Below are 20,361 nucleotides of genomic sequence, written 5' to 3'. Positions count from 1 at the left end.
TCTCGCTCTACGCTCAGTTGAAGAAGCGCTGGCCATTTTTGGCCATTTCGCGCAGCTTCGCGGTCGGGTGGTACAGCGGCCCCAGGTCAGCGTACTGATCGGCCAGGGCGACGAATTCGGCGACACCGATCGCGTCGATGTAGCGCAATGCACCGCCACGGAAGGGAGGGAAACCAATGCCGTAGACCAGGCCCATGTCGGCTTCGGCAGCGGTTTCGACGATGCCGTCTTCCAGGCAACGCACGGTCTCCAGGCACAGCGGGACCATCATCCAGTTGATGATGTCTTCGTCAGTGACTTCACGCTGCTCGAACACAATCGGCTTGAGCACGTCGAGCACGGCGGCGTCGAACACCTTCTTCGGCTTGCCACGCTTGTCGGTCTCGTAGGCGTAGAAGCCCTTGCCGTTCTTCTGACCCAGGCGGTTGGCCTCGTACAGGGCGTCTACCGCCGAACGGCGCTCGTCCTTCATGCGGTCCGGGAAGCCTTCGGCCATGACGTCGCGGCCATGGTGGCCGGTGTCGATGCCGACCACGTCCATCAGGTAGGCAGGGCCCATGGGCCAGCCGAACTTCTCCATGACCTTGTCGATGCGCACGAAGTCGACGCCAGCGCTGACCAGCTTGGCGAAACCGCCGAAGTACGGGAACAGCACGCGGTTGACCAGGAAGCCCGGGCAGTCGTTGACCACGATTGGGTTCTTGCCCATTTTCTTGGCATACGCCACGGTGGTGGCAACCGCCACTTCGCTGGACTTCTCGCCGCGGATGACTTCGACCAGCGGCATCATGTGCACCGGGTTGAAGAAGTGCATGCCGACGAAGTTTTCTGGGCGCTTGAGCGCTTTGGCCAGCAGGTTGATCGAGATGGTCGAGGTGTTGGAGGCGAGGATGGCATCCTCTTTCACCTGGCCTTCGACTTCTGCCAACACGGCTTGCTTGACCTTCGGGTTCTCGACCACGGCCTCGACGACGATGTCGACGTGGGCGAAATCGCCGTAGGACAGGGTCGGGCGGATGGCGTTGAGCGCTTCAGCCATCTTGGCGGGGGTCAGGCGGCCTTTTTCAACGCGATTGCCCAGCAGCTTGGAGGCTTCATTAAGGCCCAGCTGAATGGCGTCTTCGCGGATGTCCTTCATCAGGATCGGCGTGCCCTTGACTGCCGACTGGTAGGCGATGCCGCCACCCATGATGCCGGCGCCGAGCACGGCAGCCTGCTTCACGTCACGGGCGATCTCGTCATGGGCCTTGGCCTTGCGCTTGAGCTCCTGATCGTTCAGGAACAAGCCGATCAGACTCTGAGCAACCGACGTCTTGGCCAGCTTGGCAAAGCCTGCGGCTTCGATTTCCAAGGCCTTGTCACGGCCGAAGTTGGCGGCCTTCTGAATGGTCTTGATGGCTTCGACCGGCGCTGGGTAATTCGGCCCAGCCTGGCCTGCGACAAAGCCTTTGGCCGTCTCGAACGCCATCATCTGCTCGATGGCATTGAGCTTGAGCTTTTCCAGTTTCGGCTGGCGCTTGGCCTTGTAGTCCAGCTCGCCACTGATGGCGCGCTTGATCAGGTCCAATGCACCGGCTTGCAGCAGCTCAGGGGCGACTACGGCGTCGACGGCACCGACCTTGAGGGCGTCTTCGGCACGGTTTTCCTTGCCGGCGGCAATCCACTCGACCGCGTTGTCCGAACCGATCAGTCGCGGCAGGCGCACGGTACCGCCGAAGCCTGGGTAGATGCCCAGTTTGACTTCAGGCAGGCCAATCTTGGCAGTGCTGGCCATGACCCGGTAATCGGCCGCCAGGCACATTTCCAGGCCACCGCCCAGGGCAATGCCATTGATGGCGGCAACAGTCGGCACTTCGAGGTCTTCGAAGGCATTGAAGATGCGGTTGGCTTCCAGGCTGCCGGCTACCAGCTCGGCCTCGGGCAGCTTGAAGTTGTCGACGAACTCGGTGATGTCGGCGCCGACGATGAACACGTCCTTGCCGCTGCTGACGATTACGCCCTTGACCGAAGCGTCGGCCTTGATGGCATCGACCGCTTCGCGAAGCTCGTTCAGGGTCAGGCGATTGAATTTGTTGACGGACTCACCCTTGAGATCGAACTTGAGTTCGACGATGCCACTTTCAAGAGCCTTAACCGTGATGGCTTTACCTTCGTAAATCATCAACTGATCTCCACGATATGGAAGCTAACTGTACACGCCGGTCGCTGCTGCATCAGGCAGGCCATGCCGCCCTGCCCCAGGCACACCCGTCAGCGCGCTAGTCGGGACTATGAACGAGCCGTGTGACATACAAACGCTCAATTCATACGCCCGTTTGATTTGGGTGTGCACACATTCTCCGAAAAGATCAGCGTTGTCAAATGCTCACGCACTGAGTGAAAACACGACTTTCCGGTCATTTTGTAGGGTCTGGGTACAAAGCATGACGTCAGTGATCGCTGCACATTCATGTCAGCAATTGACGATGGGAAAACAGGCACGTGCCTGCCAAGTGAAGATTTTTTCCAGCAGATTGCTGGCAGCCGGCTACACTGCCAATGGCTTCAAGCATTCCCGGCCTGCCTGGCCTTTTCTGCGCAGCAGAACGCAAAGCGGCGACTTGGCACCCCACCCCTTCAGGGGCTCTGCCAAGCCGCCGCTTTGTCGTTTAACGCCGCTTTTTAATTGCCGAGGGGTCAGGCGAGGGTTTCGAGGACGTGCGCAATATCCTGCAATACAGATTTATCGCCCCGCTCGGTCCAGTACAAAGCGATCATGCGGGGGTCGGCTTCAACCTTGTAGACACTGGCCGGCAAGCGCGCAAAAGCCTCGGCAAGGCGCGGGTCCTCACACGGCTCGCGCCATTGGTTCCACCACACGCCTGGCGTGACCTGCCAGTAGCAGAAGCTGTCCTCGCGCCCCTTGCGCCGCCCACGGTGGTACTGCGGGCAGGGGCTTGGCGGCTCCTTTTCCAGCCAGTGCGGCCATTGCTGGGGCGCTAGCTGCATGGCCAGGCCCATGCGCCGCGCTTCCAGGCGCAGGTTCATCTGCTCGCCCTGCTTGCGCGACGTGCGCAACCAGGAAAGCGGGCTAAGAATCAGCGCAAGGATTGACACCACCAGCAATACCGTCATATCAGTAGACCCCATAAAGCGTTGCAAATGAGCTGGTTAGCCATTTTTCACGGAAGACCCGCCCGAAAGCGACCATACTTCTTCTATCGCGATTGTCAGGAGTACCGCTCATGTCCTACGAACATCTTCTGGTCGCCGTCGACCTGACCGAGGAATGCGACCCGGTGATCAAGCGCGCCATGGCGCTGGCCGCGCCCTACAACGCCAAGGTCTCGCTGGTGCACATCGTCGAACCGATGGCCATGGCATTTGGGGGTGACGTGCCCATGGACCTGTCGCAGCTGCAACAGCAGCAGTTCGACCAGGCCAAGGAGCGCATGGACCGCTTGTTCAACAAATACCCGGACATCAACCGCGGTGATTCCCACCTGACCTACGGCCAGCCACGCCAGGAAATCCACCAACTGGCCAAGGACCAGAAGTGCGACCTGATCGTGGTCGGCAGCCATGGCCGACATGGCCTGGCTTTGCTGCTGGGCTCCACTGCCAACGACGTGCTGCATGGCGCGCCATGTGACGTGCTGGCGGTGCGGCTACAGAAGAAGGAATGATTTAACCTGTACCGACCTCTTCGCGGGGCAAGCCCGCTCCCACAGGTACGCCACAGGCCTTGAGGTATGTGGCAATCCTGTGGGAGCGGGCTTGCCCCGCGAAGAGGCCGGCTCAGGTTAACCGCTGCTCAGCCTTCCAGCTCAGCCCAGCGCTCTACCAGCACATCCAGCTCGCCTTGCAGCTTCTCGATCTGTGCCAGCACCGCCGAAGTCTCGGCGATTGGCCGCTGATAGAAGCCCGCCGCATTCACTTCTTCCTGCGCCTCGGCCATGCGCTGTTCGATCGCATCGATCTGCCCAGGCAACATCTCCAGCTCACGCTGCAGTTTGTAGCTGAGTTTCTTCTTCGAGCCGTCGGCCACGGCTGCTGCGGGCGCAGGTGCGGCTTGCACGTCCTGCTTCTCCACCACCGCGCTGTTGAGCTCGGACTTGCCGCCCTTGCTTTCGGTCACGCCCAGCAGCTTCGGCGAACCGCCCTGACGGATCCAGTCCTCATAGCCACCCACATACTCGCGTACCTTGCCCTCGCCTTCGAACACCAGGGTGCTGGTGACGACGTTATCGAGGAAGGCCCGGTCGTGGCTGACCATCAGCACGGTACCCTTGTAGTTGGACAGCACCTCTTCGAGTAGCTCGAGGGTTTCCACGTCCAGGTCGTTGGTCGGTTCGTCGAGCACCAGCAGGTTGGCCGGTTTGCTGAACAGTTTGGCCAGCAGCAGGCGCGCACGCTCACCACCCGACAGCGCCTTGACCGGCGTACGGGCACGCTGGGGGCTGAACAGGAAGTCGCCCAGGTAGCTGAGCACGTGGCGGTTCTGGCCATCGATCTCGATAAAATCGCGGCCTTCGGCCAGGTTGTCGATCACGGTCTTTTCCAGATCGAGCTGATGGCGCATCTGGTCGAAGTAGGCCACTTCCAGCTTGGTGCCACGCTCGACCTTGCCCGAGATAGGCTCCAGGTCACCGAGCATCATCTTGAGCAAGGTGGTCTTGCCGGTACCGTTGGCGCCCAGCAGGCCGATACGGTCCTGACGCTGCAGGACCATGGAGAAGTCCTTGACCAGCATCGGGCCGTCGGCATGGGCGAAGCTGATATTTTCCAGCACCATGACCTGCTTGCCGGACTTGTCCGCCGCCTCGATCTGAATGTTCGCCTTGCCCTGACGCTCACGGCGCTCGCCGCGCTCGACGCGCAAGGCCTTGAGGGCACGTACGCGCCCTTCGTTACGGGTACGCCGGGCCTTGATGCCCTGGCGGATCCACACTTCTTCCTGGGCCAGGCGCTTGTCGAACAGCGCGTTGGCGGTTTCCTCGGCTGCCAGGGCGGCTTCTTTGTGCACCAGGAAGCTGGCGTAATCGCCGTTCCAGTCGATCAGCCCGCCGCGGTCCAGTTCGAGAATGCGAGTGGCCAGGTTCTGCAGGAAGGACCGGTCGTGGGTGATGAACAGTACCGCGCCATTGAACCCGCGCAGCGCCTCTTCAAGCCAGGCGATCGCACCGATGTCCAAGTGGTTGGTCGGCTCGTCGAGCAGCAGCAGGTCAGGCTCCGACACCAGCGCCTGGGCCAGCAGCACGCGGCGGCGCCAGCCACCGGACAGCTCGGCCAGGGTCTTGTCGGCAGGCAGCTGCAGACGGCTCAGGGTGCTTTCCACCACCTGCTGCAGGCGCCAGCCGTCACGGGCTTCGAGTTCGTGCTGAACGTGCATGAGTTTTTCCAGGTCTTCGTCGCCCTGGATGTTCTGGCTCAGGTGATGGAACTCGGCCAGCAACGCGCCAACGCCATCAAGGCCCTCGGCCACCACATCGAACACGCTGCGCTCGTCGGCCCGCGGCAATTCCTGCGGCAGCTCGCCGATCTTCAGGCCCGGAGCGCGCCAGATCTCGCCGTCGTCGCCCTTCTGCTCGCCCTTGACCAGGCGCAGCATGCTCGACTTGCCGGTGCCGTTGCGGCCGATGATGCACACCCGCTCGCCACGAGCGATCTGCCAGGACACTTTGTCCAGCAGCGGCATGGCGCCGAATGCGAGGGACACATCGCTGAATTTGAGCAGGGTCATGTTGGTCTCCATAAATCGGGCGCGCATTCTACCTGACTTGGGCCCCCACGGCATTAAGTTGACCACCCGGTGAGGGCTTTACGACATCTGGTCGAACATAATGTCTTGATACAAGCGCTGTGCTTTCATCTGCCGCCGGCAAACGGCTAAGCTAAGGCATAGCTTCCAACAGTGCTGGCTTCGCCGTCACTTCCCCATGGTTCAACTGCCCGGACGTATCATGCGCAGCCGCCTGTTACAGATTGCATCCTGCTTGCTGCTTACCGCCGCCACCGCCAGCGCGGCGCAGGCCCTCGACCTCACTCAACAGCGCCAGTACTACGACGAGGCCAAGCGCGCCCTGGCCAAGGGCGACAAAGGCCCGTACCTGCGCTATGCCCAGCAATTGCGTGATTACCCGCTGACGCCCTACCTGACTTACGACGAGCTGACCGCACGCCTGAAGAGCGCCAGCAACGAAGAAATCGAAGGGTTCCTGGCCAAACACGGCGACCTGCCGCAGGCCAACTGGATGAAACTGCGCTGGTTGCGCTGGCTGGCCGAGCGCGGCGAATGGAACACCTTCGTCAAGTATTACGATCCCAAGCTCAATTTCACCGAACTGGACTGCCTCAACGGCCAGTACCAGCTCAGCCACGGCCTGCGCGCCGAAGGCTATGCCACGGCCGATAAACTGTGGAATGTCGGCAAGTCGCAACCGGCGGCCTGTGACACGCTGTTCGGCATGTGGGCCGCCGAGGGCCAGTTGACCGAGGCCAAGCGCTGGAACCGCACCAAGCTGGCGGCCCAGGCGCGCAACTACGGCCTGGCCAACAACCTGGTCAAAACCCTGACCACCCTCGGCCCGCAAGGGCGCCTGCTGATCGATGTGGCCCAGAAGCCCGAGCTGCTCAACCAACCGTCGCGCTTCACCCCGGTCAACGAGGCCATGTCCGACGTGGTCAGCCTCGGCTTGCGCCGACTGGCCCGGCAGGACCCGGAGCGGGCCATGGCCCTGCTCGACGACTATGCCCAGCGCATGCACTTCTCCCGCGACGAGAAGGTGGCCATCGCCCGCGAGATCGGCCTGACCCTGGCGCGCCGCTACGACCCACGCGCGCTCGACCTGATGACCCGCTACGACCCCGAGCTGCGCGACAACACCGTCAGCGAATGGCGCCTGCGCCTGTTGCTGCGCCTGGGCCGCTGGGAAGATGCCTACGAGCTGACCAAGCGCCTGCCCCAGGACCTGGCCAGCAGCAACCGCTGGAAGTACTGGCAGGCACGCAGCCTCGAACTGGCCCAACCGAACAACCCGCAAATTCCACTGCTGTACAAGACCGTGGCGCGCGAGCGTGACTTCTATGGTTTCCTCGCTGCCGACCGCGCACAAACCCCCTACCAGCTGAACAACAAGCCCCTGGTGCTGAGCCAGCAGTTGGTCACTAAGGTGCGCAATACCCCGGGCATTCAACGTGCACTGGAATTCCATGCCCGCGGGCAGATCGTCGAAGGGCGCCGCGAGTGGTACCACGTCAGCCGCCACTTCACCCGTGACGAGATGGTCGCCCAGGCACGCCTGGCCTATGAACTGCGCTGGTACTTCCCGGCCATTCGGACCATCAGCCAAGCCCAGTACTGGGATGACCTGGACATCCGCTTCCCGATGGCCCACCGCGACACCCTGGTGCGCGAGGCCAAGGTCCGCGGCCTGCATTCAAGCTGGGTGTTCGCCATTACCCGTCAGGAAAGTGCCTTCATGGAAGATGCGCGCTCCAGCGTGGGTGCCAGCGGCTTGATGCAGTTGATGCCGGCCACCGCCAAGGAAACCGCGCGCAAGTTCAGCATCCCGCTAGCCTCGCCGGCGCAGGTGTTCAACCCCGACAAGAACATTCAGCTGGGGGCCGCGTACCTGAGCCAGGTGCACAGCCAGTTCAATGGCAACCGGGTACTCGCTTCGGCGGCCTATAACGCCGGCCCCGGGCGGGTACGCCAGTGGCTCAAGGGCGCCAAACACCTGAGCTTCGATGTGTGGGTGGAATCGATCCCGTTCGACGAGACGCGCCAGTACGTACAGAACGTGCTGTCGTATTCGGTGATCTACGGGCAGAAGCTCAACTCGCCGCAGCCGCTGGTGGATTGGCACGAGCGCTACTTCGACGATATGTAAGCTACCCCTTGCAGGAGCAGCCTTGCGCTGCGAAGAGGCCGGTAAAAGCACCGAGGATCCAGGGTGTTTTTACCGGCCTCTTCGCAGCACAAGGCTGCTCCTACAGGACTTCGACCTTCATCCCCACTTCCAGCACGCCACTGCCATCCACCGCCAGGTTCTGCCCGAACAACACATCCCCTTCTTTCTCGCGGAACGTTTTGAGCGTGGTCATGGGCTCGCGGTCCGGGCTGCGTTCGCCGGTCCGTGGATCGATGGTGGTGAAAATGCACCGCACGCTGGGCTTGAGCACGCGAAACTCGAGGGTGCCGATACGGATCCGCTTCCAGCCGTCCTCGGCGAACGGTTCTGCGCCCTGTACCACCAGGTTGGGCCTGAACCGGAGCATTTCCATGGGCCGACCAACACGCCGACTGAGCTCGTCCAACGACCCCTGGCCAATCAACAGCAGCGGAAAACCATCCGGAAACGCCGCACGGTCACTGTTCAAGCCATAACCATTGGGTAGGTAACGCGCCCGTTGCTCCGGGCAATACACCAGCCGCACGGCCTTGCCCAGCAGCGCCGACAGCCAGTTCGCCGCCGCCTCGCCAGCATCGGGCACCCGCAGGGTGTCGCGCCAAATAGTCACGCCCCGCAAGTCATCGTCGGTAAGCGGTACAGGCACCCGCAACGGCACCTGCCCTGGGGCCTCCAGCAGCAACTGCCCAGCATCGTCATCGCTCGCACTGAGCTGGCCGAGCTGTGGCCAGGCACGCTGGGTGAGGAAGCGGCCGTTTTCTGCCTCCACCACCATCCAGCGGCGGTCGCCCAGTAACCCCAACTGGCCAACCGGCGAAGCCTGCAGGCTTTGCGCCTGCCCCGACTTCACCGGGTATCGATACAACTCACTCAGAAACATCCCTGCCGCCTCGCGTCATTCGAAACGCCAAGCTTATACCCGGCAGGGCCAGGGATCACGCAGTAGCCGTATCCAGCAGCAAGCGCTGCTTGACCACCTCGACCAGGCGATCCGGCTGGAACTTGGACAGGAAGTTATCGCAGCCCACCTTCTTGACCATGGATTCGTTGAAACTGCCCGACAACGAGGTGTGCAGCACCACGTAGAGCTGACGCAAGCGGGCATCGCTACGGATCTCGGTGGTCNNCTCCGGCATTTCGGCGTCGGTGAACACCATCAGCAACTTCTCGCACACATTCTCACCGGCGTCAGCCCAGCTTTTGAGCAGGCGCAGCGCCTTCAAGCCATCACTGGCCACGTGCAGCTTCATGCCCAGTTGCGACAGGGTGTCACGCAGTTGCGCCAAGGCAACGCTGGAATCGTCCACCAGCAATACTTCACGGCCTCTGGCGCGGGCCAGCACGGGGTCGGCAAGCCGTTCGCCGGAGACCTTGGCGTTGTAAGGCACGATTTCCGCCAGGACCTTCTCCACATCGATCACTTCGACCAGTTTCTCGTCGACCTTGGTGATGGCGGTCAGGTAGTGCTGGCGCCCGGCACTGGTCGGCGGTGGCATGATCGCTTCCCAGTTCATGTTGACGATGCGGTCGACGCCACCCACCAGGAAGGCCTGCACCGAGCGGTTGTACTCCGTCACGATGATGGTGCTGTCCGGCCCGGGTTGCAGGGGCCGCATGCCGATCGCCTGGGACAGGTCGATCACCGGCAGGGTCTGCCCACGCAGGTTGACCACACCGCAGACAAAGGCATGGCGCTGCGGCATCAGGGTCAGCTTGGGCAGTTGGAGGACTTCCTGCACCTTGAACACGTTGATCGCGAACAGCTGCCGACCTGCCAAGCGGAACATCAGAATTTCCAGGCGGTTCTCGCCCACCAATTGCGTGCGTTGGTCTACTGTGTCGAGAATGCCAGCCATTGGAAACCCCCAGGCTTGAGTCGGAAAAGTGTATTCATCCACCCTGTATCGGCGGGTTCACGCGCACCTTGACCCTTGCGGGAAAATGCCGCGAAGGTAATTGATATCACTTTACCATCATGCTTTACTGCGGGCACATCGAGGCAGGCCCGTGCCCGTTAGCACCTTGTTGCACCCTGGCCTCTCATCAGGGAAACCCTTAGATGCAATCGGGTGCAACCTGATGTTCGCGATATCCATTAGCCATTAATGTGACGCCATTCTCATTGCATGAATGGAGTCAGGCTTTTGTTCGCTACCGTATCGCCGTGCCCGCCCCTTGCCCGCGCCCAACGCGCCCGAGCGTCCTGATGGACAGTGCCTTATCGTTTGAAGGTGCGTTGCAAGACTTTCTGCTGGATGCGCAAGTCTTGCTGAGCCAGTCCCAGGAATGCCTGCAGCACCTGGAACTGATCGACAACGACGCAGACGCCTGCGGTTGCCTGAACACCGCCCTCGACACGCTCGCGAGGCGCGCCACCCGCCTTGACCTGCTCGAAGTTGCCCACTACGCCACCGTTCTGCAGCAATTGCTCGCACCGGCCTGCCAGCAGCAGCGCCTGCAACGTGAAGCCCTGCCCGCAACCGACGCTTGCCTGACCCTGCTGGCCTGGCAACTGGAGCTGATCGACCCGCGCACTGGGCAGCTGAACTTGGATACCGGCGAACAAATCACATTGCTCAATGAACTGGCCAGCGTGCTCGAGCAACCATTACCGCAAGCCTGTGCCGCCTGCGATGAGCGCGGCAGCCACTGCACTCACCCGCATACAGCCACGACAGCCGCCCAAGGCACGCACCCCCGCGTTTCACATTAACTAACAAAAGAGCAACTAAGGGCGTGTTGGCCAAACTTGGAAGTTTCGCCAACTGTCGCCAGCACTGCGCGCGTGATTATTGCCCTAGTTACACTCGGCATGATTGGCAGACGAATAGTGGCTGGCACTTTGCTATTGACTCGAGTCGGACGAACGTGCCGAAACAGCCCGTAAACATGAGGTTTCAAAGCATTGCCCAACAGCGACCAACGCCGTGTGAAGTGTTACCATGCTCGCCAGCGACCGCCTGCAGCCGGCATCAAGGCTGATTGAGGACGTGCCCCGCAAAACATATAAAGTACTGCGCCAAAGCCTCTGGTAAGACTTGTGCAAGGCCCCCATCAGCAATACTTCAGTGGCTTTTCTATCTATGCTCCCACGCTTGAAGATTCTTCTGCGCTGCTGCTCCCGCACTGCCCTGCTGCGCTGGATGACGATCGTGCTGTGCGTGGCCTCCGTGGTCGCCAACCTGCTGCTGTACATGGCCGGCCAAGCGATACCGGCCAGTTTGTTACTGCTGCACGTCGCGGCGATGCTTGGCGTAGGCCTGCACGTGGGCCTGGGGGCCGGGTCGATCCGCCTGCACCCGGCGGAACTGGCCAAGCGCATGCTGATGGTGCAGGAAAGCGAGCGCCAGCATCTAGGCCGCGAACTGCATGACGACATCGGGCAACTGCTCACTGCAGCCAAGCTTCAGTTGCAATGGCTGCAACGGCGTATGCCCGATGAATTGCACAGCCACTGCGACACCCTGTGCACCACGCTCGACAACGCGCTGAGCAACGTGCGCGATGTCTGTGCCCTGCTCAACCCTCGGCAACTGGCCAGCCTGGGCCTTGAGGCCAGCCTGCGCGCGCACCTGCTGCGCACGCTGGAAAAAACCGATGTGCACTGGAGCCTGGTCTGCAATCAACGCCTGGGCGGTATTGACGAAGCCGTCGCCATGGCGGTGTTTCGCATCACCCAGGAAGCCGTGACCAACATGCTGCGCCATGCCCAGGCGCGCAATCTGTCGATCCGCCTGCAACGCAGCCCCGCAGGGCTTGCCTTGACCATTCAGGACGATGGCCGCGGCTTTGTTCCCGCCAGGCACCCGGCCGAGGCAGGGCAACGCGGTTTGGCCGGCATGCAGGAACGGGTGACGGCTTTGCAGGGGAGTCTCGACATCACCAGCCAGCTTGGCGTGGGGACGCAGATCGAAGTGCTGTTCCCGTGGCCGCCCCGCACCCAGGAACGCGCCAGGAGCTTTACCGCCCATGACCTGTAGACTGCTGTTGGTGGACGACCACTCGCTGATCCGCGCCGGGGTCCGTGCACTGGTCTCCGACATCCCGGGCTACTGCGTGGCCGGTGAAGCCGATGACGGCAACCTGCTGCTTGAGCACGTGCGCAACCTGGCACCCGACATCGTCCTGCTGGACATTTCCATGCGCTCGACCAGCGGCCTCGATGCCCTGACACAACTGCGCGCCAGCGGCAGCACCTGCAAGGTGCTGATCCTGTCGATGCACACCGACCCAGACCTGATCATGCGGGCCCTGGAAAGCGGCGCCCATGGCTACCTGCTCAAAGACACCAGCGCGACCGAGCTGTTGCAGGCCCTGAGCGCCCTGCGCAACGGCGAGCGCTACCTCAGCCCGGCGATCGCCCACACCGTCATCAACCAGGCGCTGCTGCATACCCAGCACCGCAAGCAACCGAACCGCGACCGCCACAACCTGACCGCACGCCAGCTGGAAATCCTGCGCCTGATCGTGCGGGGCAAATCCACCCGGGAGATCGCCAGTGGCTTGGGGCTCTCGATCAAAACCGTGGAAACCCACCGTTCGCAAATCATGAAACGCCTGCAGATTCACGATGTGGCGGGCCTGGTGCTGTACGCGGTGCGCGAAAAAATCATCAGCCTGGACGACTGAGCAACGGCGAGTCGACCGGCAAGTGCACCTGCAACGCGGCGGGCTTTGCCTCGAAGCGCAGGCTGTCGACCTGCAGCGGCTCACCGTCGAGGTTGATGTCCAGCCCCTGCGAACTCTTGATCTCAACCCAAGGCAGCCTGGCCCGGACAAACAACCCATCCCCGGCCAGCAGGTCGCGCAACGCCCCCACCACTTCCTGCGGCGCTGGCAGTATGGCGACATCCAGCAGGCCATCGTCTGCCAGCGCCTCCGGGCACAGTGCCTGCCCGCCGCCGGCTTGCCGGCCATTGCCAATACCCAGCGCCAGCAGATCACCCTGCCAGTGGAAGTCAGGGCCCTGCAGCTCCACTGAGGCCGCCTGCAACTCGCTGAAGCGCGACAGCCCCGTGAACAGGTAGGCCGCAGCGCCCAGGACCTTTTTCAGGTCCTCCGAGGTGTTGGCCGTGACCTGGCTGCCGAAGCCGCCGGTGGCCATGTTGAGGAACAGCTGATCACCGACCTGGCCCAGGTCGATAGGCCGCGCCGGGGTGTTCAGCAGTGCCAGTGCGGCGTCCGGCTCCAGCGGCACGCCCGCGGCCTTGGCGAAATCATTGGCGGTGCCCAAGGGCAACAGCGCCAGGCTGGCCTGGGCCGCTGCCAAGCCCATGGCTTCAGCGACATCGCGCAACGTACCATCGCCGCCGCCCGCGACAATATGGGTGTAGCCAGCGGCCAATGCCTCGCCCACCAAGCGCTGAGCGTCCCCGGCTTCCCAGGTGACCCGCACATCCAGCACCCAGCCGCTCTCGCGCAGCGCCAGCACGGCACTGCGCAGCGCTTCGTTCATCGCCTGCTTGCCGTGCAGGATCAACATTGCCTTGCGCCCTTGCATCGCGCTTCTCCATGAAAAAATAGCTAACCCAGATCTCGACCACCTTCACACACCGATCGTTGCATGCCGAGCACAATAACAGCGGATTTCACCCATTTTTTACACGCCCGCGAATGCGCGGCTATGCTCAGGAAAGCCACCATTGACAAGTATTTGACCCAGGTGAATAAATCCTCCAAAGAGTCAATCTATTGACTCTTATCACCTGAGGCCTGCTTCACCGACAGCCATGGACGCGCCCCGGCAGCAGTGATCGGCTGACTGCCGACGGGCGCGTCTTTTTATCCGCGATCTGTTACGAGGGTTCCGGGTCATGCGCATACTCTGGACACTGCCCTACTTACCCTGGCCGACCACCAGCGGCGGCAAGACTCGGCAATACCACCTGCTGCGCGAACTCGCCCAGCGTGGCCACCGGATCACCCTGTTGGTGCAGTCCAAGATCCCCCTGAGCGATGCGGCCCGTGACGCCCTTGAGCCCTGGGTCGAACGGCTGATCGTGTTGCCCAGGCGCGCCCTGCACAGCCCACTCAACCTGCTGGCGTCACCGATCATCGACTACCCCATGCGGGCGATCATCAATGGTTTGGCGCCCTGCCTGAGGCACCGCTTCGAGCAATTGCTAGACGAACCCTGGGACGTCATCCAGATCGAGCACAGCTACAGTTTCCAGCCGTTCGAAAAAGCCCTGCAGGCGCGCGGGCTGCCCTTCATGCTCAGCGAGCACACCCTGGAATCGGTGATGGGCGGCGCCTGCCATGACCGCCTGCCGCTGTGGCTGCGCCCGCTCAATGCATTCGACCGCTGGCGCTATCGGCGCTGGGAGCAACGGGTGCTGCGCCAACCCAGCGAAGTAGTGGCGGTCAGCAGCCACGACGCTGAACTGATCGCCCAGATCAGCGGGCGCCCGGTGAACGTGGTGGTCAGTGGCGTGGACTGCGATTTCTACCAGCACGTGCAACCGGCGTTGCACAGCCAGCGCCTGCTGTTTGTCGGCAACTTCGAATATGGCTCGAACCTTGAAGCCATCGAATGGGCGCTGGAAGAGATCATGCCGCAGGTGTGGATGAGTAACCCGGCCGTGCGCCTGGCCATTGCCGGCCACGCCCTGCCGGCCAGCTGGAAGTTGCATTGGAACGACCCACGCATCGAGTGGGTCGGCTACCGCCCCGACCTGCGCGAACTGCAACGTCGCTCAGCACTGTTCTTCGCCCCGCTGCTGTATGGCGGAGGGTCCAAGGTGAAGCTGCTTGAGGCGATGGCTGCGGGGCTGCCGGTCATCACCACCAGCAAGGGGGTATCAGGGCTGGCCGTGAACAACGGCGAACACTACCTGGGCAGTGACGATGGCGACCAACTGGCCCTGCTGATCACCCAACTGCTCAACCAGCCTTGGCGCATGGCCCAATTGAGCGAAGCCGGCCGGCAATTCGCCCGCCAGCGTCACGATTGGAGCATCGCCGCCCAGCAATTGGAAAACGTGCACATGCGCCTCAACCAGGTGCAGCCCGCCAGCGCCACGCCACTGGCGGGCGGCTGGCTTGGGCGATCAACCAAGTAGCTCGCTGAAAGGGATGAACGGCACACTGTCGCCCTGCTTCGGCGTACTGCCTTCACGCACCTCGACCAAGCCCTCGGCCCAGGCCGCGCTGCGCAGCACGCCAGAGCTCTGGTTTTTGTAGATACGCACCTGGCCCTGCTCGATGCGTGCACGCAGGTACTCGCGGCGCGTACCTGGCTTGGGCCAGTCGAAGCCCGCTGGCATGTCGAAGCGCAGCGGCGTGACATCAGCCACGCCCTGACGGCGCAACAGATACGGCCGGGTCAGTAACCCGAACGTGACCAGCGTGGATGCCGGGTTGCCCGGCAAACCAATCACCGGGACGCCACGAAAGTGCCCGAAGGTCAGCGGCTTGCCCGGTTTGATCGCCAGCTTCCACAAGGCCAACTCGCCAGCCTCGCGCAGGGCGGCACCCAGGTAATCAGCCTCGCCCACGGAAACGCCACCGGTGGACAGAATCAGGTCGACATCGCCCAATGCCGCCAGGCATTCACGGGTGCGCGCCAGGTCATCGGGCAAAATCCCCGCATCCCGCACATCACAACCCAAGCGTTGCAGCCAGCTGACCAGCAAGCGGCGGTTGCTGTTGTAGATTTGCCCTGGCCCCAGGGGCAGGCCAGGCTCGATCAGCTCGTCACCGGTCGACAGCACCGCCACGCGCACTTTGCGCACCACATCCAGACGGGCCTGGCCAAGGGTCGCGGCCAAGCCCAGCTCGATCGGGCCCAAGCGTGTGCCGGCGCTCATCACCTGCTCGCCCTGGCGTGTTTCCTGGCCTTGCGGACGAATGTTCTGGTCGACCTTCAGCGGTTCGAGGAAGCGCACCCGGCCGTCGTCAGCCACTTCGGCGTTTTCCTGCATTTCGACGCAGTCAGCGCCAGCCGGGACCGGCGCGCCGGTGAAGATGCGGGCACAGGTACCCGGCTGCAGCGGCTGCGGCGCATGGCCGGCGAAGATGCGCTGGCTCACCGGCAAGGGCTCACCCTGCCAATCCGCCAGGCGCAGGGCATAGCCGTCCATGGCGCTGTTCGGCCAGGGCGGCAGGTCGAGCGAGGCCACCAGGTCACGCGCCAGCACGCGCCCCTCGGCGTCGGCCAGCGACACATTTTCGGTTTCCTGGATGGGTGCGGCTTCTGCCAAGGCCAGCAGCCGCGCCAGTGCATCTTCCACCGGCATCAGGGGCCGGGCTTGGACAGACTCAACCACGGCTTTCACAGGCCGCTGCCTGCTTCAGGTGGGGCACGAAATTGCACGGGCGATGGCGGGCATCGAGCTGCTCGGCCAGGATGCCGTCCCAACCGGTGCGTACCGCATTGGTCGAGCCCGGCAGGCAGCACACCAGCGTGCCATTGGCCAGGCCAGCCAGGGCCCGCGATTGCACGGTGGAGGTGCCGATGTCGGCCACGGAAATCTGCCGGAACAGCTCACCGAAACCGTCCACCTGCTTGTCCAGCAGGCAAGCCACGGCCTCCGGGGTGCTGTCGCGGCCGGTGAAGCCGGTACCGCCGGTGATCAGCACCACCTGCACTGCGTCATCGGCGATCCAGGTCGCGACCTGGGCGCGGATCTTGTACAGGTCGTCCTTGAGCAATACCCGCGATGCCAACTGGTGGCCGGCCGCAGTCAGGCGATCGACGAACAGCTGACCGGAGGTGTCATTGTCGAAGGTGCGCGTGTCGCTGACCGTCAACACGGCGATGTTCAGGGGCACGAACGGGGTATCTGCCTTGGCTTTCATGGGGGTCCGTCACAAGAAGATGGGATGGCGCATTTATAACACAGCCCCCCCGATACAACCTCGTGCCCCTATGGCTTGCCCTTGGTCAATACCCTGGCTTTACCGCTATGCTGCACTGGAAAGGAACTTGCGTGGACGCCCTGCGTCTTAAAGTCATCTAGCACTGTCGCACTGGAGAAACACGATGATTCAACGGACCCTTCCCGCCTTCCTGCTTGCCTTGGGCCTGGGCGCCCTCGCCGGCTGCGCATCGCCGACCGTCATTACCCTGAATGATGGCCGCGAGATCCAGGCTGTGGACACCCCATCCTTTGATGAGGACTCTGGTTTCTACGAATTCGAGCAACTCGATGGCAAGCGTACGCGCCTGAACAAAGACCAGATTCGTACCGTCAAAGAGCTGTGATTCAGCCGCCCTTTTTGGCAAACGCCCTTTTAACAACAAGGGCTTGCGTGCAAAAAAGGGATGCAGTAGGATTTCGTTCATCGGAGTGTAGCGCAGCCAGGTAGCGCGTCTCGTTCGGGACGAGAAGGCCGCAGGTTCGAATCCTGTCTCTCCGACCAAATCCTATTCAAAAGCCCGCCTTGCGCGGGCTTTTTGTTGTGCGCGAAAAAATCCCCCTGACCTGTAGGAGCAGCCTTGTGCTGCGAAGAGGCCGGCGCAGGCCTACCCATCAGTGGGTGCCTGTACCGGCCTCTTCGCAGCACAAGGCTGCTCCTACAGTCAGTGACGCAACGCTACTTATTGCTCGGCTTGTACCGGCACATACAGCAGTTGCAGGCGCTCGCTGCTCCACGCCCGGGTCTGGTTGGTCAGCGCCAGGTCGTTGTTCAGCTTTTGCCCATAGCTGGGCACGATCTGCTTCAGCTTGGCCTGCCATTCAGGGGTCTTGAGGCGGTCCTTGAAGGTCTTCTCCAGCACGGTCAGCATGATTGGCGCTGCGGTCGAGGCACCCGGGGAAGCCCCCAGCAGTGCAGCAATGCTGCCATCCTGGGCGGCGACCACTTCAGTACCGAACTGCAGCACGCCACCGAGCACGGGGTCCTTCTTGATCACCTGCACGCGTTGACCGGCCTGCAGCAGCTTCCAGTCTGCGTTCTTGGCGTTGGGGAAGTACTCGCGCAACGCATTCATGCGGTCATCGAAGCTGAGCATCAACTGCCCCATCAGGTACGTGCTCAGGTCGATGTTGTCGATGCCGGCGTTCACCATGGGCAGCACGTTGTGGCTGTTCAGCGAGGCGAACATGTCCAGCAACGAGCCCTGCTTGAGGTACTTGGTGGAGAAGGTCGCGAACGGCCCGAACAGCAACACTTGCTTGCCGTCGATCATCCGGGTGTCCAGGTGCGGGACCGACATCGGCGGTGCGCCGACCGAGGCTTTACCATACAGCTTGGCCTGATGGCGTGCAACCACGTCCGGGTTATCCGTCATGAGGAATTGGCCGCCCACTGGGAAGCCGGCATAGCCTTCGGCCTCGGGGATGCCCGATTTTTGCAGCAGCTTGAGCGCACCGCCCCCGGCACCGATGAAGACGAACCGGGCATTGACCGCCACCTCGTGACCGCCCTTGGCCAGGTCGGCCACCACCACACGCCAGGTGCCATCGTCGTTGCGCACGATGTCACGCACTTCGTGGCTAAGGTTCAGGGTGACGTTGGGGTTGCGGGTCATCGACGCGAACAGTTGACGGGTGATCTCGCCGAAATTCACGTCGGTGCCGATCGCCATGCGCGTGGCGGCGACCTTCTGCGCAGGGTCGCGGCCTTCCATCACCAGCGGTGCCCAGTGGCGGATCTGCTCGTGGTCTTCGCTGATTTCCATGCCACGGAACAGCGAGCTGTGCTGCAGGGCATCGACGCGTTTGTGGAGGAAGGCAATGTTGTCGTCACCCCAGACGAAGCTCATGTGCGGCACATTGTTGATGAACGACTTCGGGTTGCTCAGCACGCCTTGCTCGACCTGGTAGGCCCAGAACTGCTTGGACACCTCGAACTGCTCGTTGACCCCCACGGCCTTGCTGATGTCGATGCTGCCATCCTTGCCGACGCTGGTGTAGTTCAGCTCGCAAAACGCGGAGTGGCCGGTGCCGGCGTTGTTCCAAGCGTTGGAGCTTTCTTCGGCGACCTGGTCCAGGCGCTCGTAGACGTCGACCTTCCAGTTCGGCTCAAGCTCCGTGAGGTAAGTGCCCAGGCTTGCACTCATGATGCCGCCGCCAATCAGCAGGACGTCGACGGTCTTTTCCGGCTCCGCGGGTTTGGAGCAGCCGATGACGCTCAGGCAAAGGAGCGTCAGCAGTATTTTTTTCATTAGCTCAATCCAATTGATGTGAAGGATTGGCAGTCGTTGGCCCCGGCATGCACGCCCGGATGTTGTTGTGTTCTCGTTGGGTGTTTCGCGAGATCGGGGCACGATCGCCTCGGGCCGTGGCCCGGGCGCGCTTAAGCAGGGAATGTGCCAACCGGGCTTAGACCAATGGCTAAGGGGTGAGACAGCGGGTCGCATGGCGACAATCCGCCACACTTACGCCTGGATTCCCAGTGCTAGTGGCGGGTTTCCCCTTGTAGGAGCGGCCTTGAACAGCAGGTCAGGCCGTCAGCCGCGACGTCACTTCGCCCAACTGCCCCGACAACCCATGCAAACGCTGCCCAGCCTGTTCGGTCTGCTGTACCGCTTCCTGGTTGGTGGTGGCGATGCGGGTGATCTCGATCAGGTTGCGCGAAATATCCTCGGCCACACTGGTCTGCTCCTCCGCCGCCGTGGCGATCTGCCGGTTCATGTCGCGGATGGCCTCCACCGCCAAGGTGATGCGCTGCAACATCTGCCCGGCCTGCTGGACCTGCTCGGCCCCCTCTTCGCTGCGCTGCTGGCCACTTTCGATGGCTTTGACCGCCTCCACCGCACCCGACTGCACCGCCTCGATGATCTGGTTGATTTCGGCAATCGACGCGGCCGTGCGCTGGGCCAAACTGCGCACCTCGTCCGCCACCACCGCAAAGCCTCGTCCGGCCTCGCCCGCGCGGGCTGCTTCGATGGCGGCGTTGAGCGCCAGCAGGTTGGTCTGCTCGGCAATGCCACGGATGACTTCGAGCACCTTGCCGATCCGCGTACTGTCATGTTCCAGGTCGCGAATCACCGCCGCCGTGCCGGCGATTTCGCGGTTGACCACGCCAATGATGTCGATGGTCTGCTGCATCACCTGCTCACCAGCCTGTGCACTGTGGTCGGCATCATCGGCAGCGCGGGCGGCGTCGACGGCGTGGCGGGCCACTTCCTGGGCAGTGGCGGACATCTCATGCATGGCCGTCGCCACTTGGTCGGTGCGCTGGAACTGGTCATGCGTGCCGCGCGCCATGTCGGCGGCGATGCTGCGCAACTGGCCACTGGCACCTTCCAGCTCTTGGGCGTTGTCCTGCAGCCGGCCGACGGTCTCGGCCAAAAAGTCACGCAGGGTATTGGCCGCCCGTGCCAAACGCCCCAGCTCATCCTCGCGGCGGCTGTCGACGCGGGCGCCGAAGCGGCCCTGGCTCAGTTGTGCGACATAGTCGATCAACTGGCGGATCGGTTCGATCAGGCTGCGGTTGATCAGCCACAGGCTGAGCAGGCCAACCAGTACCGCCGACGCCAGCATCACCAGCAGGCCCAGCCACACGGTGCGCTCGGCGCTGG

The 20,361-nt window shown here is 62.6% G+C and carries 17 protein-coding genes, 1 tRNA gene and 1 pseudogene; 8 read left to right on the top strand and 11 right to left on the bottom strand.

The annotated features are described in order from the left end of the window. Positions 1-13: 13 nt before the first annotated feature. Positions 14-2,161: a fatty acid oxidation complex subunit alpha FadB gene (fadB, locus tag MFF34_RS13900; RefSeq protein ID WP_186703866.1), complete on the bottom strand. Its 2,148-nt coding sequence runs from the start codon at positions 2,159-2,161 to the stop codon at positions 14-16. Positions 2,162-2,676: 515 nt separating this feature from the next. Continuing rightward, the gene (locus tag MFF34_RS13895) at positions 2,677-3,114 is read right to left on the bottom strand and encodes a hypothetical protein (RefSeq protein WP_027596630.1); all 438 of its coding nucleotides are present in this window, start codon (positions 3,112-3,114) and stop codon (positions 2,677-2,679) included. Between the two features lie 110 nt (positions 3,115-3,224). Here MFF34_RS13895 and MFF34_RS13890 point away from each other — a divergent pair, with 110 nt between their 5' ends. Then, entirely contained in the window at positions 3,225-3,665 is a 441-nt protein-coding gene (locus MFF34_RS13890; RefSeq protein WP_099430039.1) for a universal stress protein, read from the top strand. A 128-nt stretch (positions 3,666-3,793) separates the two neighbouring features. On the opposite strand, the gene MFF34_RS13885 is transcribed toward MFF34_RS13890, so the two are convergent. Beyond that, a complete protein-coding gene (locus tag MFF34_RS13885; RefSeq protein WP_238214674.1) occupies positions 3,794-5,722 on the bottom strand; it encodes an ATP-binding cassette domain-containing protein in 1,929 nt (642 codons plus the stop codon). A gap of 220 nt (positions 5,723-5,942) precedes the next feature. On the opposite strand from MFF34_RS13885, the gene MFF34_RS13880 reads away from it, so the two are divergent. Further along, positions 5,943-7,871, top strand: coding sequence for a transglycosylase SLT domain-containing protein (locus tag MFF34_RS13880; protein ID WP_027596633.1), 1,929 nt, complete (start codon positions 5,943-5,945; stop codon positions 7,869-7,871). Between the two features lie 100 nt (positions 7,872-7,971). Here the strand turns inward: MFF34_RS13880 and MFF34_RS13875 are convergent, their stop codons facing one another. Both MFF34_RS13875 and MFF34_RS13870 read right to left on the bottom strand, forming a co-directional pair. Beyond that, entirely contained in the window at positions 7,972-8,772 is an 801-nt protein-coding gene (locus tag MFF34_RS13875; RefSeq protein WP_238214671.1) for an MOSC domain-containing protein, read from the bottom strand. A gap of 55 nt (positions 8,773-8,827) precedes the next feature. Then, a complete protein-coding gene (locus tag MFF34_RS13870; protein WP_238214670.1) occupies positions 8,828-9,748 on the bottom strand; it encodes a chemotaxis protein in 921 nt (306 codons plus the stop codon). 350 nt (positions 9,749-10,098) lie between these two features. On the opposite strand from MFF34_RS13870, the gene MFF34_RS13865 reads away from it, so the two are divergent. From MFF34_RS13865 to MFF34_RS13855, 3 genes are all read left to right on the top strand, one after another. Continuing rightward, positions 10,099-10,605, top strand: coding sequence for a histidine kinase (locus tag MFF34_RS13865; RefSeq protein ID WP_238214668.1), 507 nt, complete (start codon positions 10,099-10,101; stop codon positions 10,603-10,605). 370 nt (positions 10,606-10,975) lie between these two features. After that, on the top strand, positions 10,976-11,872 hold the full coding sequence (locus tag MFF34_RS13860; protein ID WP_238214666.1) for a sensor histidine kinase: 897 nt from the start codon (positions 10,976-10,978) through the stop codon (positions 11,870-11,872). Next, positions 11,862-12,521: a response regulator transcription factor gene (locus MFF34_RS13855; protein WP_238214661.1), complete on the top strand. Its 660-nt coding sequence runs from the start codon at positions 11,862-11,864 to the stop codon at positions 12,519-12,521. Before MFF34_RS13860 ends, MFF34_RS13855 begins: the two co-directional genes overlap by 11 nt. On the opposite strand, the gene yegS is transcribed toward MFF34_RS13855, so the two are convergent. Further along, the gene (gene yegS, locus MFF34_RS13850; protein ID WP_238214659.1) at positions 12,505-13,392 is read right to left on the bottom strand and encodes a lipid kinase YegS; all 888 of its coding nucleotides are present in this window, start codon (positions 13,390-13,392) and stop codon (positions 12,505-12,507) included. The two genes, MFF34_RS13855 and yegS, sit on opposite strands and share 17 nt — an antisense overlap. A gap of 313 nt (positions 13,393-13,705) precedes the next feature. Here yegS and MFF34_RS13845 point away from each other — a divergent pair, with 313 nt between their 5' ends. Next, positions 13,706-14,953 carry a glycosyltransferase family 4 protein gene (locus tag MFF34_RS13845; protein WP_238214658.1) on the top strand — a complete coding sequence of 416 codons (1,248 nt, stop codon included), beginning with the start codon at positions 13,706-13,708 and terminating at the stop codon, positions 14,951-14,953. Here MFF34_RS13845 and glp read toward each other — a convergent pair. Both glp and moaB read right to left on the bottom strand, forming a co-directional pair. Next, complete coding sequence (glp, locus tag MFF34_RS13840) at positions 14,942-16,129, bottom strand: gephyrin-like molybdotransferase Glp (protein WP_238214687.1); 1,188 nt, start codon at positions 16,127-16,129, stop codon at positions 14,942-14,944. The two genes, MFF34_RS13845 and glp, sit on opposite strands and share 12 nt — an antisense overlap. A gap of 22 nt (positions 16,130-16,151) precedes the next feature. Further along, positions 16,152-16,691, bottom strand: a complete 540-nt coding sequence (gene moaB, locus MFF34_RS13835; RefSeq protein WP_027596641.1) for a molybdenum cofactor biosynthesis protein B — start codon at positions 16,689-16,691, stop codon at positions 16,152-16,154. Positions 16,692-16,875: 184 nt separating this feature from the next. Between moaB and MFF34_RS13830 the strand changes: the two genes are divergently transcribed. Together MFF34_RS13830 and MFF34_RS13825 are read left to right on the top strand one after the other, a co-directional pair. Further along, positions 16,876-17,097, top strand: a complete 222-nt coding sequence (locus MFF34_RS13830) for a YgdI/YgdR family lipoprotein (protein ID WP_027596642.1) — start codon at positions 16,876-16,878, stop codon at positions 17,095-17,097. 81 nt (positions 17,098-17,178) lie between these two features. Continuing rightward, positions 17,179-17,255, top strand: a tRNA-Pro gene (locus tag MFF34_RS13825). Between the two features lie 178 nt (positions 17,256-17,433). Here MFF34_RS13825 and mqo read toward each other — a convergent pair. From mqo to MFF34_RS28315, 3 genes and pseudogenes are all read right to left on the bottom strand, one after another. Further along, positions 17,434-19,002, bottom strand: a complete 1,569-nt coding sequence (gene mqo / locus MFF34_RS13820) for a malate dehydrogenase (quinone) (RefSeq protein WP_027596643.1) — start codon at positions 19,000-19,002, stop codon at positions 17,434-17,436. Positions 19,003-19,279: 277 nt separating this feature from the next. Further along, positions 19,280-19,984 (bottom strand): methyl-accepting chemotaxis protein, encoded by a 705-nt coding sequence (locus tag MFF34_RS28320; RefSeq protein WP_374707402.1) that lies wholly within the window; start codon positions 19,982-19,984, stop codon positions 19,280-19,282. Positions 19,985-20,212: 228 nt separating this feature from the next. After that, positions 20,213-20,323 (bottom strand): annotated as a pseudogene (locus tag MFF34_RS28315) (hypothetical protein); the annotation flags it as partial. Positions 20,324-20,361 lie beyond the last annotated feature (38 nt).

Origin of the sequence: Pseudomonas sp. PAGU 2196 (assembly GCF_022179005.1) — a bacterium.
Classification (GTDB): domain Bacteria; phylum Pseudomonadota; class Gammaproteobacteria; order Pseudomonadales; family Pseudomonadaceae; genus Aquipseudomonas; species Aquipseudomonas kermanshahensis.
This window is presented reverse-complemented; position numbering and strand designations above follow the sequence as displayed.

What these genes read in the sequence shown, in the direction of transcription:
- mqo (WP_027596643.1), bottom strand. Translation starts at nt 19,002, where the DNA reads ATGAAAAAAATACTGCTGACGCTCCTTTGCCTGAGCGTCATCGGCTGC.
- MFF34_RS13895 (WP_027596630.1), bottom strand. Translation starts at nt 3,114, where the DNA reads ATGACGGTATTGCTGGTGGTGTCAATCCTTGCGCTGATTCTTAGCCCG.
- MFF34_RS13880 (WP_027596633.1), top strand. Translation starts at nt 5,943, where the DNA reads ATGCGCAGCCGCCTGTTACAGATTGCATCCTGCTTGCTGCTTACCGCC.
- fadB (WP_186703866.1), bottom strand. Translation starts at nt 2,161, where the DNA reads ATGATTTACGAAGGTAAAGCCATCACGGTTAAGGCTCTTGAAAGTGGC.
- MFF34_RS13890 (WP_099430039.1), top strand. Translation starts at nt 3,225, where the DNA reads ATGTCCTACGAACATCTTCTGGTCGCCGTCGACCTGACCGAGGAATGC.
- MFF34_RS13860 (WP_238214666.1), top strand. Translation starts at nt 10,976, where the DNA reads ATGCTCCCACGCTTGAAGATTCTTCTGCGCTGCTGCTCCCGCACTGCC.
- MFF34_RS13855 (WP_238214661.1), top strand. Translation starts at nt 11,862, where the DNA reads ATGACCTGTAGACTGCTGTTGGTGGACGACCACTCGCTGATCCGCGCC.
- glp (WP_238214687.1), bottom strand. Translation starts at nt 16,129, where the DNA reads ATGCCGGTGGAAGATGCACTGGCGCGGCTGCTGGCCTTGGCAGAAGCC.
- MFF34_RS13885 (WP_238214674.1), bottom strand. Translation starts at nt 5,722, where the DNA reads ATGACCCTGCTCAAATTCAGCGATGTGTCCCTCGCATTCGGCGCCATG.
- yegS (WP_238214659.1), bottom strand. Translation starts at nt 13,392, where the DNA reads ATGCAAGGGCGCAAGGCAATGTTGATCCTGCACGGCAAGCAGGCGATG.
- MFF34_RS13830 (WP_027596642.1), top strand. Translation starts at nt 16,876, where the DNA reads ATGATTCAACGGACCCTTCCCGCCTTCCTGCTTGCCTTGGGCCTGGGC.
- moaB (WP_027596641.1), bottom strand. Translation starts at nt 16,691, where the DNA reads ATGAAAGCCAAGGCAGATACCCCGTTCGTGCCCCTGAACATCGCCGTG.
- MFF34_RS13845 (WP_238214658.1), top strand. Translation starts at nt 13,706, where the DNA reads ATGCGCATACTCTGGACACTGCCCTACTTACCCTGGCCGACCACCAGC.
- MFF34_RS13875 (WP_238214671.1), bottom strand. Translation starts at nt 8,772, where the DNA reads ATGTTTCTGAGTGAGTTGTATCGATACCCGGTGAAGTCGGGGCAGGCG.
- MFF34_RS13865 (WP_238214668.1), top strand. Translation starts at nt 10,099, where the DNA reads ATGGACAGTGCCTTATCGTTTGAAGGTGCGTTGCAAGACTTTCTGCTG.
- MFF34_RS28320 (WP_374707402.1), bottom strand. Translation starts at nt 19,984, where the DNA reads ATGTCCGCCACTGCCCAGGAAGTGGCCCGCCACGCCGTCGACGCCGCC.